Annotated in this window: 17 protein-coding genes; 6 read left to right on the top strand and 11 right to left on the bottom strand. The window is 57.5% G+C overall.

Going from position 1 to position 18,032, the window contains the following annotated elements; genetic code table 11:
- Positions 1-35 precede the first annotated feature (35 nt).
- The 7 genes from AC1MEA_RS15830 to AC1MEA_RS15800 all read right to left on the bottom strand — a co-directional run bounded on the left by AC1MEA_RS15830 (position 36) and on the right by AC1MEA_RS15800 (position 7,919).
- Positions 36-851 carry a class I SAM-dependent methyltransferase gene (locus AC1MEA_RS15830; protein ID WP_480416725.1) on the bottom strand — a complete coding sequence of 272 codons (816 nt, stop codon included), beginning with the start codon at positions 849-851 and terminating at the stop codon, positions 36-38.
- A 28-nt stretch (positions 852-879) separates the two neighbouring features.
- Entirely contained in the window at positions 880-2,004 is a 1,125-nt protein-coding gene (locus tag AC1MEA_RS15825) for a hypothetical protein (RefSeq protein ID WP_480416724.1), read from the bottom strand.
- Positions 2,005-2,031: 27 nt separating this feature from the next.
- The gene (locus tag AC1MEA_RS15820) at positions 2,032-2,757 is read right to left on the bottom strand and encodes an SDR family NAD(P)-dependent oxidoreductase (RefSeq protein WP_480416723.1); all 726 of its coding nucleotides are present in this window, start codon (positions 2,755-2,757) and stop codon (positions 2,032-2,034) included.
- 10 nt (positions 2,758-2,767) lie between these two features.
- On the bottom strand, positions 2,768-3,496 hold the full coding sequence (locus AC1MEA_RS15815) for a sulfotransferase-like domain-containing protein (RefSeq protein WP_480416722.1): 729 nt from the start codon (positions 3,494-3,496) through the stop codon (positions 2,768-2,770).
- The gene (locus AC1MEA_RS15810; protein ID WP_480416721.1) at positions 3,493-4,743 is read right to left on the bottom strand and encodes a transaldolase family protein; all 1,251 of its coding nucleotides are present in this window, start codon (positions 4,741-4,743) and stop codon (positions 3,493-3,495) included. Before AC1MEA_RS15810 ends, AC1MEA_RS15815 begins: the two co-directional genes overlap by 4 nt.
- 31 nt (positions 4,744-4,774) lie before the next feature.
- Positions 4,775-5,500 (bottom strand): HAD family hydrolase, encoded by a 726-nt coding sequence (locus AC1MEA_RS15805; protein ID WP_480416720.1) that lies wholly within the window; start codon positions 5,498-5,500, stop codon positions 4,775-4,777.
- A 343-nt stretch (positions 5,501-5,843) separates the two neighbouring features.
- The gene (locus AC1MEA_RS15800; RefSeq protein ID WP_480918153.1) at positions 5,844-7,919 is read right to left on the bottom strand and encodes a TonB-dependent siderophore receptor; all 2,076 of its coding nucleotides are present in this window, start codon (positions 7,917-7,919) and stop codon (positions 5,844-5,846) included.
- Between the two features lie 440 nt (positions 7,920-8,359).
- Here AC1MEA_RS15800 and efeU point away from each other — a divergent pair, with 440 nt between their 5' ends.
- From efeU to efeO (AC1MEA_RS15780), 4 genes are read left to right on the top strand one after another with little or no spacing between them, the layout of a single operon-like run.
- Positions 8,360-9,217 (top strand): iron uptake transporter permease EfeU, encoded by an 858-nt coding sequence (gene efeU, locus AC1MEA_RS15795; protein WP_480416719.1) that lies wholly within the window; start codon positions 8,360-8,362, stop codon positions 9,215-9,217.
- Positions 9,218-9,225: 8 nt separating this feature from the next.
- Entirely contained in the window at positions 9,226-10,434 is a 1,209-nt protein-coding gene (gene efeO, locus AC1MEA_RS15790) for an iron uptake system protein EfeO (RefSeq protein WP_480416718.1), read from the top strand.
- Between the two features lie 44 nt (positions 10,435-10,478).
- A complete protein-coding gene (efeB, locus tag AC1MEA_RS15785) occupies positions 10,479-11,789 on the top strand; it encodes an iron uptake transporter deferrochelatase/peroxidase subunit (protein WP_480416717.1) in 1,311 nt (436 codons plus the stop codon).
- A gap of 29 nt (positions 11,790-11,818) precedes the next feature.
- Complete coding sequence (gene efeO / locus AC1MEA_RS15780; protein WP_480416716.1) at positions 11,819-12,643, top strand: iron uptake system protein EfeO; 825 nt, start codon at positions 11,819-11,821, stop codon at positions 12,641-12,643.
- A 342-nt stretch (positions 12,644-12,985) separates the two neighbouring features.
- On the opposite strand, the gene AC1MEA_RS15775 is transcribed toward efeO (AC1MEA_RS15780), so the two are convergent.
- The 3 genes from AC1MEA_RS15775 to AC1MEA_RS15765 are packed head-to-tail and all read right to left on the bottom strand — an operon-like array spanning position 12,986 to position 15,002.
- Positions 12,986-13,753: a molybdopterin-dependent oxidoreductase gene (locus tag AC1MEA_RS15775; RefSeq protein ID WP_480416715.1), complete on the bottom strand. Its 768-nt coding sequence runs from the start codon at positions 13,751-13,753 to the stop codon at positions 12,986-12,988.
- Positions 13,746-14,354, bottom strand: a complete 609-nt coding sequence (locus AC1MEA_RS15770; protein WP_480416714.1) for a cytochrome b/b6 domain-containing protein — start codon at positions 14,352-14,354, stop codon at positions 13,746-13,748. The genes AC1MEA_RS15775 and AC1MEA_RS15770 overlap by 8 nt, the downstream gene beginning before the upstream one ends.
- Before the next feature lie 42 nt (positions 14,355-14,396).
- Positions 14,397-15,002 carry a hypothetical protein gene (locus AC1MEA_RS15765; protein ID WP_480416713.1) on the bottom strand — a complete coding sequence of 202 codons (606 nt, stop codon included), beginning with the start codon at positions 15,000-15,002 and terminating at the stop codon, positions 14,397-14,399.
- A 215-nt stretch (positions 15,003-15,217) separates the two neighbouring features.
- Here AC1MEA_RS15765 and AC1MEA_RS15760 point away from each other — a divergent pair, with 215 nt between their 5' ends.
- Entirely contained in the window at positions 15,218-15,913 is a 696-nt protein-coding gene (locus AC1MEA_RS15760) for a heavy metal response regulator transcription factor (protein ID WP_480416712.1), read from the top strand.
- A complete protein-coding gene (locus AC1MEA_RS15755) occupies positions 15,886-17,289 on the top strand; it encodes a heavy metal sensor histidine kinase (protein ID WP_480416711.1) in 1,404 nt (467 codons plus the stop codon). The genes AC1MEA_RS15760 and AC1MEA_RS15755 overlap by 28 nt, the downstream gene beginning before the upstream one ends.
- A 7-nt stretch (positions 17,290-17,296) precedes the next feature.
- Here the strand turns inward: AC1MEA_RS15755 and AC1MEA_RS15750 are convergent, their stop codons facing one another.
- Entirely contained in the window at positions 17,297-17,965 is a 669-nt protein-coding gene (locus AC1MEA_RS15750) for a polysaccharide lyase family 7 protein (protein ID WP_480416710.1), read from the bottom strand.
- Between the last annotated feature and the right edge of the window lie 67 nt (positions 17,966-18,032).

The raw sequence follows: 18,032 nt of genomic DNA, 5'->3' as shown, positions 1-18,032 counted from the left end.
TCGATGTTGATGTTCTGCCAACGATTGAATACCTGTTACAGCGCGATGGCCGTATGAACAATGAAGTCACTGTTCATGGTGTCGTAAATCGGTTTGAAATCACCATAGGATCGGGGCTGACTGAACGCGGCCTGCTCTATTTCATCGCTTAGTTGTTGGGGAAGAATGGGGTACACCCGTAATCGGAAAGTGGCGTTATCACTGAAGGTGTACACGAACTCGCAAACATGCGGATTCACCTCACCGATGCTCACATGAGCGGTTTTACCGCAGTAGTAATACCGACCGGACGCCTTGAATTTACCGGCCCGTATCGCCTGAAAGTTGCGCTGATCAATGATCAGCAAACCACCCGGATTCAATAGACTTCTGAAACGCTGGAGCACCTGATGTCGCGCCTTTTCATCGAACACGTGACACAGCGAGCTCCCCAGACAGACCACCGCATCGAATTTACCCAGGGCCTGAGTGTCCAGCTCCAGCCAATCGGATTGGCGGATGGGAATATTCAAACCATGCCGACGAAAATTGACTTCAGCGCGCTTGACCATCGTCGGGCTGCCGTCACAGGCCACCACATGAAACCCCGCCTTGCGCAACCGCACCGCGTGAAAGCCGCTCCCGGTGGAGACATCCAACACCTTGAAAGCGCCCGCCTTGCGCAGCAGATCGATGAAAAAAGTGCCCTCGCCTTCGGATCGCTTTTGCCAATCGATCAACTCGTCCCAACGACTGACAAAGTCATCGTCGTATTGATGAGCATAATCGGCGTCGGGATAGGCGCCGGAACCTGCTTTGGCTTCGGCAGCGTTAGTGTCGGCAGCATCATTTGTCACGGTAAACGTGGACATGGCTTGATTCCTTTCAAGGGGGGGGCGGTTACCAGGCGCTATCAGCGTAGGCTTTGTATTTGTGTGCCAGTTCGACTGACCACTGGCGTGCATCGTGAAGTTTCATTTTGGGCATGGAGAAACCCAACAGCGTCTCCATAACAGCCATCTGCTCCGACTCGAACGTCACACTGGCGTCGGCGTCTATCGAGTGGATACCGTCCTGGCGCTGACAGCGTTGGTTGATGGCAATGGCATCAGCCCGCGACACGCCACGGGGCAATGAAAGCAGCACCCGACCCTGGCCAATTTTTACCGGATACCCACCCGGCAGACCGTGCGGGCCGGGGGCGTGTGCTTCCACCTCCTCCGGGGAGAGAATATTGCTGATCACAGTGACTGCCGACGCGGCAGTCAGGAACTGTCCCGCCACCCCTCCCAAGCGCCGAAAATCCGTACGGACACACCGGAAAATTTCGGCATCCTGAAATTTTCCCGTCTGATCGGCACCCTTGATGCTGTAGGACAGCCTGTAGTTGGCCTCACTCGGTAACCCGCCGCGGGGGACGAAATGGCTGAAGTAATGCTGTGCGATAAGTTTGACCTGGACCTGATCCGGCGTGCACTCGTCGAGTTTGGCGATCGCTGAACGTATCGCCGGGACAAGATTGGCTACATTGCCGATGCCGACATCAGGCGCCATGCCGACCTTGTCCAGCACGACGTTGACGGTATCGGGAAACGCAGCATTGATGGTCACTGACCTGACACCGGATTGCTTCACTGCGCGCATCAGGTCGTAAGCGGGCACGAGGTGCATCGGTAGCCAGGGGCCAAACTGCGCTTGATCCAGAGCAACGAAAAAAGGCGTAGGCAGCTCGGTAATGATTCGCCATGACTGCAAGGTCGCGCAGTTGACGATGATATCGGGCCTGATCCGAGCGATGGATGCGGCCGTCCTGGAGATATCGCTCAGTTCCATCTCGATGGGGGTAATCGAACTGACCACCCCGAGTTGCAATGCCCCGAGACGCACCAAGTTGCACAACCCCGTGGTTTTCTCCAGGTTTCGGCTAGCAACGTAAAAGTGAAACGTGTCACGCGGGGCCAGAATTTGCAGGATCTGCAGACACAAATTGCCACCCCCGACGATGAGTAATTTTTTCCTGTGCATGGCCGTCTCCTGTTGTCTTTCTATTCGCTATCGGGGGTAGGCGCCGTTATCCACTGCAACGATTTTCCCGGTCAGGTGACTGCTCTTTTCTGACAGCAAAAAAACGATCACATCGGCCACACCAGCGGGTGTGATCGGGTCTTTAATCACCTCTTGGCGCTCGTACTCTTCTCGTCGGTAATCGGGAATCATGGCGTGAATTGCGGTCTCGCGAACCAGGGCCGGCGAGACGGCATTCACCCGGATGTAAGGGGCGAAGTTCCAGGCATTGGCTTTGGTCAAGCCGATCACCCCTGCTTTGGTAGCGCCGTACAACGCATCACAACTGCCGACCTCTCCCGCCACCGAGGTGATGTTGACGATGCTGCGAAAGGCTTTGGATTCCATTTCCCCTTCTGCAAAGTCTTTGGACAGGTACACCAGGGCTTTAAGGTTGACGGTCCAGATTTCGTCGATTTCTTTATCGGTATAGCGATAAACACTTTTGCCGTGATAAACACCGGCGTTATTGACCAGTGCGTACAGCGAGTCGTGTTTCTCATACAGTCCAGGAATGAACGACTTGATTGTGGAAAAATCGGAAAAATCCGCGAACTGAATCTCCAACTGTTCACACCCGACTTCCGCGGCCAGGCATTTAAGCCCGACGCGGTCCTTGTCTGCGGCAATCACATAGAACCCTTCGGTAATGCATGCCTTGACCGTCGCTTTGCCAATGCCGTTGGCGGCACCGGTGATCACTACCTTTTTCATCAGGATTACCTCAGTGGGTGAACTGATTCATGCGTTCATAAAAGGGCCGGCGATAGTCGTAATACGCCATTAACCGAGGGATACGTTTTAGCGCGTCAGCATCAAAGGCCGAGGCCAGGGTTGCGGTTATCCCCGTGCTGTTTTCCGCGTCTTCATGCCAGCGCCTCCACGGTAGCCATTGCGGCGGGCAGGCCTTATTCCAGTTAAGGGCCTGAGGCAAATACTCGATCTTCAGGTGCTCGCATAACCGGCGCACTGTCGTCTCGGGGTTGCGGGCCAAGTCATCGGCATTGATAACGTAGGGGATTTTTCCGGTGAGTCTGGTCACCTCACAGAACACTTCATAAAGGGCTTTATGCCCAATGGCACTGAGGGGCATCTCGGGGAAAATAGCGAAATGTGAAAGGATGGAACGACCCGGCTCACGAATAATGAATATGTTCTCTTGCTCGATCAAAAACTCCCGGTCTGCCTTGAGCTCACTGAGGCAGTGGTAGCACATGTCTTTATGGAAGACGTGGCTGCGCTCGCGTGCCGAACGCAATAGCGCTTTGATCGCGACGTAGGTTGTGGGTAGCCCGCAATCAAGGTTGTCCGAAGGGATCGCGGAGTTGTCATCGAAAGCCATGTGCGCAAAGGGTTCGTGAAACACTTCAAAATCCCTGCGTTCGATAAACACACGCTCCAGCACAGTCGAGCGTGATCGAGGGTGAGCCCAGAGCGCGATCATTTTGTTCATGCTGACGCTCGCAACAAAACAGCCTGATTGACGGTCTGTCCGGGCCGAGACACGGCGCCGATGAAAGGCATGCTCATCGGTACCGCCTGGCTCGCCCCCTGGATGAAGTCTGACAGCCGCTGATGTGCCAAAACGGCTTCAGCGTGGGCACAGATAAATGCCGGGTGCCGGGCAAAATCGCGGGCAGCGATAGACTCTTCAAAACGAGCGTCGCGAAAATAAGGAATCTTCATCAACTTATGGAGAACCTCGCGAGGAACGCGCGAAGCCGAAGGTTGTACCGAACAACCGATGCTTTCGCGCTGCACCAGAAACTCAATAATTTCCGGCGTCAGCGTGTAGCAGGTTTCGCGCTCCCCGGTTTTTTCAAGGTGCCAGCAACGGCTGAGCTCGCCGGGCATACGGTCAACCTTGATGCTGGAGATCAAGAGTCGGGCCGGGCTATTGGACCGCAACAAAAGGGCCTGAATAGCGTGATAAATCGCTATCTCTGCCCAGCGCTTATCCACAGGCGTCAGCTCAATCCCGCGCTCACGGGCTTGCGTGCCCAAGAGCGACTCGGCGCCAAACCGGCCGATCATGAATGTAATCACGTAGCGCGCGCCGCTCACGTCCGTGCCGTTGTGCAAAGCAACTGCCTGACCCAAACGAATGGCCCTCAGGCAGGCTGCAAACTGCGAAACGGTGAAACAAAACGTGTTGTTGATTGAGCACCCTTGCGCGACCAGTTGCTCAATGGCGTCATAACCGGCCTGGCTACCCGGCACCTTGATCATTACATTGGGGGCGATTTTCGTCAGCGCCAGCCCTTGTTGAACCATGCGCTCGGCGCAATGAATGTCATTGGCATCGACCTGGGCCGAGAGCCAACCCTGGCGGTGCCGGGTTTGTTGCCACAGCGGGTTCAACAGGGAAGCACCTTGGCTAATCAACTCGGTATAGAGCCTTTCCTGAACGTGCGCGGTGCTGAGTGTCTGACTCAGTGCCTGAATGCGCGGCACCCACCTTGACGATTCGTCGAGAATGGCGGCAGTGACCAGCCGGGGGTTAGTGGTCGCGCCACTGACCCCAGACGGACTGCAGGCAAACTGCTCAGGTAACAATTCATTGATGTAACCGCTCACCGTCGGATAGCGGTGTAATAACTGTTGTTTGAAGGCCGCGTAGCCTGTCGGCGAAGCGTCCCACCAGACTTCGGAGTTGGCATTAAAACTTTTTAGAAGGCGAACAAAATCCCGGTCGTCCATGCTAGTGATTCCCTTCGTTATCGAAATAGATTCAAGCCATCAGGCTGTGCAGTTGATTCATGCTGGAAAAGGTCACGGCGCCCGCCTCTTTCAGTTCGGGATGTCGATCGGGAGGGCCGAACCCCAACACCCGTATCCCGGCAGCCACTGCGGCCTGAACCCCGGGAATGCTGTCTTCTATGACCAATGCCCGATCAGGACTGACGCCATTGCTCAGACACGCGGTCTGGAAAACCAGCGGATCAGGCTTCCAGGTGCCCACCTCGTAGCAACTGAAGACCTTGCCTTCAAACCAGGGCCACAAGCGGGTCAGTTTCAAACACTGCTCGACCTTCGAACGCGGCGCGCTCGAGGCCACACACAGGCGAGTATTGAGGCTCGACACCAGATCAATAATGCCTGGGGTGGCCTGCAAATCAGTTGTATAGCGACTTAAGGCCTGCTTCCTCAGCACGGTTTCAAAATCGAGTGGCAGCAGGGTCGAATACTCATCCTGAAGTTCATCAAGGCACGTATTGATCTTGCGTCCTCTAAAGCGCTGGATGCAGTCGTTGATCTCCAGCGGAGGCCGCACTGGAGGTTTATCGAGCAGGTGGGCATTGAACAAATGTGCCAATACGCTGAGAGTGATTTCTTCGCTCTGGACCAACACGCCGTCGCAATCAAAAATGATCAGGTCGGGCAGGCTTTCAAGACGTAAGGCTTCAATGATGCGAAGTTTTGAAGTGACGTCTTGAGCATAACTGTTGGTGCGCATGCCCCGCCTCCCTGTTGACCTTTAGCCGATGTGGCATTTCAGAAATATAGATTGGATCCATCCAAGAAACCTGTCAAAGCTGTTTTAGTGGCCCCACAAGCACAAATAAGAATTAAAAATATATTTTTTATTACTTAATACAAATTATTTTAGTTAAGTCACTGATATATATAATATTTAACTTATTTCGAGAATCCGAAAATTACCCATATGAATAGTATTGTTATCGTAAAACACTCGTTTGATTATTTTTATATCACCGCATACGGTCTTAATGTTCAAAGTCATTCATATCCGAAATGACCACGACCGTCTGCGTAGATAGCCAGCCAGATCGTGTCGGTCAGAAGTCCAGCTTGGCACGAGCAACCAGCTGGCGAGGTTCGCCAATGACGATGGCTGGCGAACCGAGACCACTGCTGGACACGTAGTAGCGTTCGTCAAACACGTTTTTCAGGTTGAGCTGCAGCGTCAGGTCACGGTCTTCAATCTTCATTTTGTAGCTGACAAACGCATCGGCTACGGTCGAAGACGGCAAGTAATACTCGACGCCAGCGCCATCGTTCACCCCCCAGCGGCTGGCGTAACGTGCGCCCGCTCCAGCACGCAAGTCGCCCACACCGACATGGCCAAAGTCTCGGGTCAGGTACGCCGCCGCGGTGTGCTTCGACACGCCGTCCAGGGGAGCCCCTTCAAGGATCGGGTCTTTGAGCACCTCGGTGTCGGTGTACGCGTAGCTGCCAGTGATGCTCCAGAACTCATCGAGCTGGCCGGTGATGTCTGCTTCAAGACCACGGGAACGCACCTCGCCGGAGACCCGGGTGCAAATTTCAGTGCCGCAGGCTTCGCTGGTCTGCACGTTTTTCTTGTTGATCGTGAACAGCGCTACCGTGGCGGTGATCGCGTCATTTTCAAACTTGGTGCCGAACTCATAGGCCTTGCCTTCTTCCGGTGGCAAGTCACCAATCGGCGTGGCAATCGAGGTGTTGGGGCGGAACGATTCGGTATAGCTGCCGTACACCGACCAGTCGGGTTGGATCAGGTACACCAGCCCTACACGCGGCACGACTTTGCTGTCCTTGACGTCGGCACCCACCACAAACGGTCGGCCCTTGCCGGTGATTTCATCGAATGCGTCGTAGCGCAGGCCACCTTGCACAATCCAGCGCTCGCCCAAGTGCATCGAGTCCTGCACGAAGAACGCATGGGTTTGCAGATGGTCGCTCTGGTCGCTGTTTGCTGCGCTGACCTTGCTGGGCAGCGGCGCCACGCCATACACCGGGGCGTTGTAATTGAAGTCGGCACTGGCGGTGTTACGCAGCAGATCCCCCAGATCCCGCTGGTTATTCATGTAGTCGGCGCCAATCAATACTTCGTGCAGCGTATCGCCCCAGTACAGCTTGCCCAGGGTATTGACCGTGGCGGTGTGGGCCACCTGCACCGCATCGCGGGTCGCATCGGCGCGCCGGGTTACCAGACCGGTGTCGTCATTCGCCGACATGAACCGCGATTGATTGTCGTTGTAATAGTTGCGGCTGTAGCCATAACCGGTGTTGAGCGTCCAGCTGTCGTTCAGGCGATGTTCCATACGCAGGTCCACCGAATCCGAACGCCCGGTGGTGACGTTGAAGGGCTCGTCCAGGCGTCGAGTGCGCGGGATGTCGAGCACCTTGCCGGTTTTCGGATTGATCTGCGTGCCTCGGTCGAATGGCACCGAATATTCCATGTGTTCGTAGGCGATAGAGACCTTGGTGTCCTCGCCATACCAGGCCAGCGACGGCGCAATCACCGTCTGGTCGATGCTGCCGAAATTGCGCCAGTAATCGACGTTCTGTTTGTCGGCGATCAACCGGTAGGCCAGACCGCTATCGCCCAGCGGCCCGGTGAGATCGATCTGCTCGCCTCCGCCGCCAAAGCTGGAGCCGAATGCAGAGATCGAGTGAGCGGCTTCCAGCTGTGGCTTTTTGGTCACCACGTTGATGATCCCACCGGGGTCCTGCACGCCATACAACATCGACGCAGGGCCTTTCAACACTTCGATGCGCTCGGTGGTGGGCGTGAAATTACGCGCCTGCACTGACTGCATGCCGTCGCGCATGATCGAGTTGTCACGGTTGGTACCGAAACCGCGTTTCTGGATCGCGTCCTGAGTGCCGCCCAGGGTGTTGCCCTGTTTGACCCCACTCACCGCATTGATCGCTTCGTCCAGACTCGCCGGTTGGCGGTCTTCGATGACCCGGTTGGTGACCACGCTCACCGATTGCGGGACCTCCACCAGACGCGCATCGGTGCGGGTCGCGACCGTGGCGCGCCGTGCCTGATAGCTTGTGCGGCTGCGCTCAAGCTCCTCGGCGTCGAGCGATTGAGCCTTGGCATCGATGTTGACGGCCTCAAGCTGCATCTCCTCGGCAAAGGCCATCGGCGCACTCAAGGCGCACAGCGTGGCCGCCGCCGTGTACAGATTGCGCAGTCGATACGACAGAGGCGCAACCGCTGTCGGCACGGGCACATAAAAACCGGCTTGATGCTTTGTCATGGATAAACCTGAGCTCTCGAATAGTGTTTTCGCTTATATAGAAACGAATCTTATTCTCAATACTCGATTGCTGAAACGGTTTACCTCACATAATTATTCAAATTATTTTCAGTAACCGTGGTGGTTTCTGCACAGGTGCGATGGCGTTGGTGTTGCGGGGCGAACCTGAACCTAACCTGTACGAGCCTGCAAAAGATTCAGAATTGGAAAAAAACGGTGTTCTCATTCGGTAATGAGTATCATTATGTTGCAGATTCTCAAACGCGCCTCACCCTCCGTTGCGCACCCGGTCACTCGCCCTACCGCTATTATTTTGGTGACACATGCTCGTGCCTTTTTTGATCATGCTGCGCGAAGGGATTGAAGCCGCGCTTATCGTTGGCATCATCGCCAGCTACCTGAAGCAGACCGGCCGCGGGGAGTGGATGCCCGCCGTATGGATCGGCGTTTTTCTCGCGGCAGCCTTGGCGCTGTTGGTCGGGGGCGGCCTGGAGTTGGTCAGCGCTGAGTTCCCGCAAAAACAGCAGGAGTTGTTCGAAGGCGTGATCGGTCTGGTGGCCGTGGGCATTCTCAGTTCGATGGTGTTCTGGATGCGCAAGGTCGCACGCTCCATCAAGCACTCATTGCATGCCTCTCTCGACGCCGCACTCGCCACGTCGAAAAATCAGGTCTACGCGCTGATCGCCATGGTGTTTTTTGCCGTCGCCCGTGAAGGGCTGGAGACTGTTTTTTTCCTGCTGGCGGTGTTCCAGCAGAGTGAAGGGACGGCAGCCCCGATGGGTGCCCTGCTCGGCCTGATCCTGGCCATCGGCGTGGGGTTTGCCATTTACAGCGGCAGCATGCGCCTGAATCTGGGTCTGTTTTTCCGCTGGACCGGCCTGTTCATTCTGGTGGTCGCCGCCGGGATTCTCTCCACCTCGGTGCAAGCGCTGCATGAAGCCGGACTGTGGAATCACCTGCAAACAATCGTGTTCGACATCAGCGCAGCGCTGCCGATGGACGGCCCATTGGGCTCGGTATTGGCCGGCATGTTTGGTTATCAAGATGCGCCGACCGTCAGCACCCTGAGCGTCTATCTGATCTACCTGATCGGCGCGCTGGTGTTGTTCTTCCTCCCAGCGCCGGGGGCTCAATCGGCCAAACCCGCGCATCACCAATCATCTTCCGCTACGAACGAATAAGGGCACCCATGTCGAATCTTCCCTCTGGGCTTCCTGAAAAAGCCAGTTCTCATAACGTCTTGCGATTGGCCGTCGTCGGCTCTGTGGTCATCATGATCGCGGCCGGCGGGCTGTTCTACTATGCCTCCCGCGCCGCGATGCAAAAGCGCCAGGCTAATAACAGTGCCGAGACCCTCGTCAGCATTCATGCCCACAGCTGTGAGCCTAATGCGTTGACGGTACCTGCGGGACGCACCGCCTTTCGTATCGTCAACCGCTCCGAGCGCGCCGTTGAGTGGGAAATCCTCGACGGTGTGCTGGTGGTCGAGGAGCGCGAAAATATCGCGCCCGGCCTGAGCCAGGTGATCACTGCCAACCTGATACCGGGCGACTACACCATCACCTGCGGCCTGCTGAGCAACCCGCGCGGCACCCTGCATGTGACCCCCACCGCTGAATCCGACGCCAGCGCAAAGGCCCGACCATCAATGGTCGCGTTTATCGGGCCGCTGTCCGAATACCGCGTTTATTTGAGCAGCCAGAGTTCAGCGCTGATCAAGGCCGTTACCGCCCTGCAACAGGCCATCGACGCCGCTGACCTGGATCAGGCACAAGCGGCTTACCTGCAGGCCCGTGTCGTCTATCAGCGGATCGCGCCTGCCGCACAGCGCTTTGCCGATCTGGATAACGCCATCAACGCTCGCGCCGATTACTACGAAAAGCGCGAACAGGACCTGGGTTTCAATGGTTTCCATCGCATTGAGTACGCCCTGTTCGATCAGCACAAGGTCGATGGCCTGGCGCTGACGGTGCAGCGTCTGCAAACCGACGTCACTGGCCTCAAGCAACAATTGATGGCGCAAACCATGGCGCCCGAGCAGTTGGTCAGCATCATCACCCGCAACATGCGCACGCTGGCCGAAGTCCGCAGCAACGGCGAAGAAGAGCGTTACAGCCATGCCGACCTGAGCGGTTTTGCCGCCAATCTGGAAGGCACACGCAAAGTCATCGATCTGTTACGTCCGCTGCTGGCCAAGACGGCCGGCGAGCTGCTGCAAAGGATCGATGCGGCTTCAACGACCTTCGGCGCTGAACTCGACCGTTTGAAAACTGACAGCAGCTACCGTCCGTACGATCAGGTCACGACTGAGCAGCGCCAACAGATAGCAGGTAGCGCCAAGGCATTGGCCGACGCACTTGATGGAATCGATCCCGCCTTAGGCCTCAAGGGCCTCTAAGCAGTGTCCTTTCAGACCGGTAATAGAACGAAGACCTCATCATTATGAAAGATTCAGACATGTCCAACGCCCCGCTTTCAGCTCAACGTCGCCGCGTGCTTCTGGGGCTCGGCGCGGCGGGTGCCGCATTGGCGGGTAGCAGCCTGAGCGGCAACGTTTTGGCGGCGTCCCAGGCGCAAGTCACCGAAGCGCCGCACAGCGAAAAGACTCAGGACCATAACCTGTTCCATGGCCGCCACCAGACCGGCATTGTCACCCCTCGCCCGGCTGCGGGCATGCTCGTATCGTTTGACGTACTGGCTGCCGACCGTGAAGATCTGGAGCGCCTGTTCCGCACGCTGAACGAGCGTATCGCATTCCTGATGACCGGCGGCGTCGTGCCGCAGGTCGATCCAAAATTGCCGCCGGTGGATTCGGGCATCCTCGGCCCGGTGGTGACGCCGGACAACCTGACCATCACCGTGTCGGTCGGTGAGTCGCTGTTCGACGAGCGTTTCGGCCTGGCGTCGGTCAAGCCCAAGCGCCTGATCCGGATGATTGGTTTCCCTAACGACGCGCTGGAGCCTGACCGCTGCCACGGTGACTTGAGCATTCAGTTCTGCTCCAACACCCCCGACAGCAACATTCACGCCCTGCGTGACATCGTCAAGAACCTGCCCGATTTGCTGCTGGTGCGCTGGAAGCAGGAAGGCACCGTCCCGGCTCAAGCCCCCGTCAAACCCGGGCAGCCCGCAGAGAGTGCACGTAACTTCCTCGGTTTCCGCGACGGCTCGGCCAACCCCGATTCCAACGATCAAAAAGCCATGGACTATCTGGTCTGGATTCAACCCGGCAGTGATGAACCCGCATGGGCTGCCAGCGGCAGCTATCAGGCGGTGCGGATCATCCGTAACTTCGTCGAGCGCTGGGACCGGACGCCTTTGCAGGAACAGCAAGCGATCTTTGGCCGGGTCAAGACCACCGGCGCGCCGATGGATGGCAAGCAGGAGACCGACGTGCCGAACTACGTCGCCGATCCCCACGGCAAGCAGACTCGCCTGGACTCGCATATCCGTATGGCCAACCCACGCACCGCCGACACCGAACGCAACCGGATTTTGCGCCGTCCGTTCAACTACTCCAACGGCGTGAGCAAGAACGGCCAACTCGACATGGGCCTGTTGTTCATCTGCTACCAGTCCGATCTGGAAAAAGGCTTTATTACCGTGCAAACCCGCCTCAATGGCGAACCTCTGGAGGAGTACCTGAAGCCCATTGGCGGTGGCTACTTCTTCACGTTGCCCGGTGTCGTCGGCGATCAGGATTACCTCGGCCGGTCGCTGCTTGCCGCCTCCACACCGACGAAAACGCTTTGACCCACACTCATCTCACCCGGAAAAGTCCCATGAAAAAGTCGCCTCTCGTTGTGATGCTTACCGTTGGCTTGCTCCAGACTCCCTTGGCCGCCTTCGCCGCGACAGCGCCGCTGGACCTGGTGGGACCGATCTCGGACTACAAAATCTACGTCACCGAACAGCTTGATGAGCTGGGTAGCCACACTCAGCAGTTCACCGACGCCGTGAAAAAAGGCGATCTGGCCACCGCCAAAAAACTGTATGCCCCGACTCGCGTTTACTACGAGTCCGTAGAGCCCATCGCCGAGCTGTTCAGCGACCTGGATGCGTCCATCGATTCACGCGTTGATGACCACGAAAAAGGCGTCACTGCTGAAGACTTCACCGGTTTCCACCGCATCGAATACAGCCTGTTCTCCGAGAACAGCACCCAGGGCCTGGGCGAACTGGCCGATAAACTCAACAGCGATGTCAAAGACCTGCAAACACGCGTTGCCGGCCTGACCTTCCCGCCTGAAAAAGTGGTTGGCGGTGCGGCGGTGCTGCTCGAAGAAGTCGCTGCCACCAAGATTTCCGGTGAAGAAGACCGCTACAGCCACACTGACCTGTATGACTTCCAGGGCAACATCGACGGTGCCAAAAAAATCGTTGACCTGTTCCACCCGCAGATCGAAAAGCAGGACAAGGTGTTTGCCGCCAAAGTTGACAAGAACTTTGCGACGGTCAACAAAATCCTGGCCAAATACAAAACCAGGGATGGCGGCTACGAGACGTATGACAAAGTCAGTGCAAATGATCGCAAGGCGCTGATTGGCCCGGTCAACACCCTGGCTGAAGACCTGTCCACCTTGCGTGGCAAGCTGGGTCTGAACTGAGAAATGCGCGCACCTGCAACTAATGTAGGAGCGCGCTTGCCCGCGATCGACCCCGGCCTGTCGCGGGCAAGCGCGCCCCTATAAAGCTGATTTTTAATCCTTTAAAAGCAATTCGTTGGCGCTGGTCTTAATGTGTATATCCGGCATTTTGGTGTGCTGGAATTACGGTTTCGCTCTTACAGCGAGGAACCTTTTTCAGACGCCAAAAAGGTACCCCAAAACGCTTGCCCCTCCATACGGATCCTCGCTTAGGCTCGGATTTCCCTCGCTCCAAATCCCAACAGCAGATCAAAATCTCTGTAGGAGCTTCAGAAGGCTGCGATCAACCGCGCAGCGGTTGCTTTAACTCCCGCTAAACCAGTTGTAGCCCTGGTCCTCCCAGTACCCGCCCGGGTAGTCATTGGTCACGAACAGTTCGACGATGTGCTTGGGGTTCTTGAACCCCAGCTTGGTTGGCACCCGCACACGCAACGGATAACCGTAATCCGGTGGCAGTGCTACTTGGCCGAAATCCAGCGCCAGCAAGGTTTGTGGATGCAGCGCGGTCGGCATGTCCAGGCTTGAGTAGTATTTGTCCGCACATTTGAACCCGACGAATTTTGCCGTAGTGTCCGCGCCAATGTGTTCCAGAAACGTGCGCAAAGGGACCCCGCCCCATTGGCCAATCGCGCTCCAGCCCTCGACGCAGATCAGCCGCGTGATGTCGGTGCGTTGTGGCAGCGTGCGCAAACTCTCCAGGGTCCAGGGTTGCTTGTCCCGCACCCGCCCGGAAACCCCCAGGCGATAAGTGGAAAGGTCGACCTCGGGCACATTGTATTCGGGGTAGAACGCATTGAACGGGAAAGGATTAGTGACCTTTGCCAGATCGTAGGTCGGTGCCAGACGTTGACCGCTGAACAGCCAGGCCTGAACCCGGTCGTTCCAGCGCGACATGGCCCACAAGGCTTTATCCACAGCATCGTCACTCTCCAGGTTGCAGCCGGTGAGCATCGACATGGCGCCAATCGTCAACCCGGCGCGCAGAAACGAGCGCCGTTGAATATTAATCAGTTGGGTCTGCTGCGCCGGTTCCAGGCGCAAGCGGGGTGGCCGCTGCTTGGGTTCAGTCATTGGCGTTCTCCCGAGTGCCACCGGTAATCATCGGCACAAATGTACGTGGCACCAGCAGCACCAACACCAAATGGACGACGACGAACGCACCGATCCCGGCCATGGCGCCAAAATGCACAAAACGAGCGAAGTCGTACCCGCCCAGCAAGCTGCACAGCACCTGCAACTGGACCGGCTTCCAGATCGACAGCCCGGACAAGACCACCAGCACGCCCAGCGCCAATACCAGCCAATACGACAACCGTTGCACGGCGTTGTAGCGCCCCTGTTGGTGAGCCAGACGAAAGCGCAAGGCATCCCCCAGATCACGTCTCACGGCGCTGACTGAAATCGGTAACAAATCGCGTTTGAAGTGCTGACTGAACACGCCATACAGCACGTAAGCCAGACCGTTGAACACCAACAGCCACATCAGCGCCAGATGCCAGGCGATGGAGCCACCGAGCCAACCCCCAAGCGTTATCTCGCGGGGGAAGCGGAAAGAGAATAAAGGTGAAGCGTTGTAGATGCCCCAGCCGCTCATGAACATGCCAACCATGCCCAGCGCGTTGAGCCAATGCGTAAGCCGCACTGGCCAGGGGTGGATACGTCGAGTGCTCATGGCGGTCTCCTGCGGTGTCTGATCCGACGCCCTCGCTCTGCATTACATTGGCGGTGTGAAACCATCTTTGCCCACTGCAATACCGCGCGCGGATTTACCGTCATCGGCCGGGAACAGAACGATCTTGGCACCGGCTTTCAGTGTGCTGCGCTCGCCAGGTTGAACGTAGGCGATAGGCACGTCTTCGGGTACGACCAGTTGTTTTTCGCCGCCCTTATAGAGCACGGTCAAGGTGCGACCATTGGTTTTTGTCAGCGTGCCAACCGTGCCGTTGGTCATGGTACCGGTACTGCCGTCGGCATTTTCCCAACCGTAGTGGCCTTCACCGCTGCCTTTGAGGCTAGCTTCGAATACGGTAACTTCCAATGCTTTCAACGTGCCGTCAGCCTGCGGCGTGGCCGCCGAACCGATAAAGCTGTCAGCCTTGATCGAATCCAGACTGGTTTTGGAAATCGAGCGGATCGCGGTCTTGTCGGTCAGGCCGATGCTCTGATGCTGGCCGGCACGGTTGGTGAAATTCAACGTATCAGCCTGGACGCTGTCGACAGTGCCGCGCATGGGCTTGACCACTGGCATGTCGGCGGCCTGGGTCATGACTGCGGCGCTGAGCAGAAGCAAGCCGAACGTGGTGGACAGTGCATTCTTCATGTCGATACCTGGTTGAGTGAGTTCGCAGCCATCATCACCCCCGAACCCGCACGGCAGCATGACCGCCGAATGACATTTTTGTCATTCGGCGCAGGTCGATCGCGCATGACAAAAATGTCACCAACACCCGCATGGCACTTGGTTAAACTCCAACCCTGCCCAACGCTCCTCGTTGGAAACGCTCCAGCCTGTGTGAAGAACGTGGAGACCCAACGGTGCATATACTGCTCATCGAAGACGACACCAAGACCGGCGAGTACCTGAAAAAGGGCCTCGGCGAGTCGGGTTATAAAGTCGACTGGACCCAACACGGCACCGATGGCCTGCACATGGCCCTCGAACAGCGCTATGACCTGATCGTGCTTGACGTAATGCTGCCGGGCATCGATGGCTGGCAGATCATCGAAGTGCTGCGTGCCAAACAGGACGTACCCGTGCTGTTCCTCACCGCGCGCGATCAATTGCAGGATCGCATTCGTGGCCTCGAACTGGGTGCCGATGACTACCTGGTAAAACCGTTCTCCTTCACCGAATTGCTGTTGCGCATCCGTACCGTGCTGCGTCGGGGTGTGGTCCGTGAACCGGATCACTTCCATATCGCCGATCTGGAGCTGGACCTGCTGCGACGCAGGGTGACTCGCCAACAACAGGTGATCGTCCTGACCAACAAGGAATTCGCGCTGTTGCATCTGCTGCTGCGTCGCGAAGGCGATGTGCTGTCCAGGGCACAGATCGCCTCGGAGGTCTGGGACATGAACTTCGACAGCGACACCAACGTGGTCGATGTCGCGATCAAACGTCTGCGCAGCAAGATCGACCTGCCCTACCCGGTCAAACTCATCCATACCGTGCGCGGCATCGGTTACGTCTGCGAGGTGCGACCATGCGGTCCCGACGCCAGCCATCCCTGACCCTGCGCACCACACTCGCGTTCGCCCTGGTGGCAATGCTCACCGTGGCTGGCGCCGGCCTGTATCTTTACGTATCGATAGAACGGACCGTGACGCAGCGCAGCGACCATGCCGTGCTGGCCCGGCTCGATCATTTTCGCAAACTGCTGCGCTACGACCTGACCCTGGACAAACTTGAGAGCAGTCCGCAACTGTTCGAAAACATGCTCGACAGCGAAGAAGACATTTTCATCATCGGTGAACCGGGCAAACCCCCCGTGATTTCGGTCAATCCGTCGCGCGCGCCGCTGCCGCAGGTGCCGGTGGTCGGTCAGGATCAAGCCCTCAGCGACGCCGACCTGCGCAGCGGGATGAGCCTGGAAGGCGTGCCCTTGCGCGCCGCGTCCGTGCAGGCGCTGTCGGGCAACACCGAGGTGCACCTGCTGGCCGCGCATGTGATGGTCAAGGAAATGGCCATGCTCGCCAGTTTCAGGCAGCGCATCTACGTGGCCATGACCCTGGCTTTCGTCATCGCCGCGCTGCTCGGTTATCTGTTGTTGCGCCGTGGTTTACGCCCGTTGCGGCGAATGGCGGCACACGCGGCGGACATCACCCCGGCGACGCTCGACAGCCACCGAGGCCGCCGTCTGGACAGCCACGACACACCCGTGGAGCTGCATCAACTCAGCGACGCTTTCAACGCCATGCTTGATCGCCTGGCCGACGGTTATCAGCGGCTGATGCAGTTTTCCGCAGACCTGGCCCATGAGATTCGCACACCTGTTGGCTCACTGATGGGGCATTGTCAGGTTGCGTTGCGCCAGACCCGCAGCGTGGATGAATATCAGGCGTTGCTGGCCTCGAATCTGGAGGAGCTGGAGCGGATTTCCCGACTGGTCGAAAGCATCCTGTTCCTCGCCCGGGCTGATGAAGCGCAAGCCGTGCTCGAACGTCAGCCGCTGGATCTGGAGAACGAACTGCAGCGCGTCGCCGGCTATTTCGAAGGGTTGGCAGAAGAGCGTCAATTGCACATCCAGACCTCCGGCGGCGGGACCTTGAACGCTGACCCGATCCTTCTGCGGCGGGCGTTGAGCAATCTGGTGGCCAATGCCATTCGGTACGCCGATGCGGGCAGCGAGATTCTGGTGCACGTCGACAGCCACGATGGCGAATGGCTTATCCAGGTGGAGAATCAGGGCCCGGTGCTGGCGCCCGCGGCCTTGACCCGGTTGTTCGACCGCTTCTACCGCGGCGACGCTTCACGCCATCAACGCTCCGACTCCAATGGCCTGGGGTTGGCCATTGTCGCCGCGATCATGCATTTGCATGGTGGACGCGTCACCGTCGCGCAACCGGTTGCCGCACGGATTCGGTTTACCCTGGTCTTTCCGGCTTGATCCCCACTCAAGCCTTCTTGTCATGGGCAATCGTCAGTTTGTAGAACGTCGCCGCGCCGCCTTCGGTGGTGTAGCCCGTGTTGTCCTGAATGTAGACGCCTGCCTTGAAGTACAAAAGCCGGGTGCTCCAGGATGAATCCAGGGCTGCGGTCCAGGCGTGATCGAATGCGTTGACGGTCAGGTTGCCGTTGGGCGTCAGGTGAATGGTGTAGGTGAAGCGCTGATTCATCGGCACTTGCTCGGCAATGATGATGACCTCAGGCTCCACGCCGGGTGCGCGCCGAAACTTGACGACAATGTTGCCGGTCTTGAGCTTTTCCTTGTACTGGTATTCGAGCTTGAGCAGCGGCTCTGCGCTCTGATAACAGTGAATCTGACCAATCACGATTTTGCCCGTCGAGGGCACCTGACTGACCAACAGCGCCGCACGCAGGACATTGTCTGCCTGGGGAAACTTCCAGTTACTGACGCTGCCATCGGCTTTGGTCTCGCGCAGTTCTGTCCGGGGATATATCGCATTTTCGGTTTTGGAGCCGGTCACCGGCGCCCAAAAGAACAAGGTGTCCCCCGAGCGGAAGTAACCATCCTGATAACCACCCACCAGTGTCGGCGTATCGATGGTGACGGCGGGCGGACCGACAGGGACGGAGAGGTTCCAGGTGGCGAGATCGATCATTTTTAACTCGGAGGGGTGCGGCTTGCGCACCAGCAAGGACGGATCGTTAAAGGTGGTGTGCAACCAC

The sequence above is a fragment of the Pseudomonas sp. ASL8 genome, assembly GCF_056680355.1.
The sequence above is the reverse complement of the archived record's forward strand: the minus strand, read 5'-3'. Positions and strand labels throughout refer to the sequence as shown.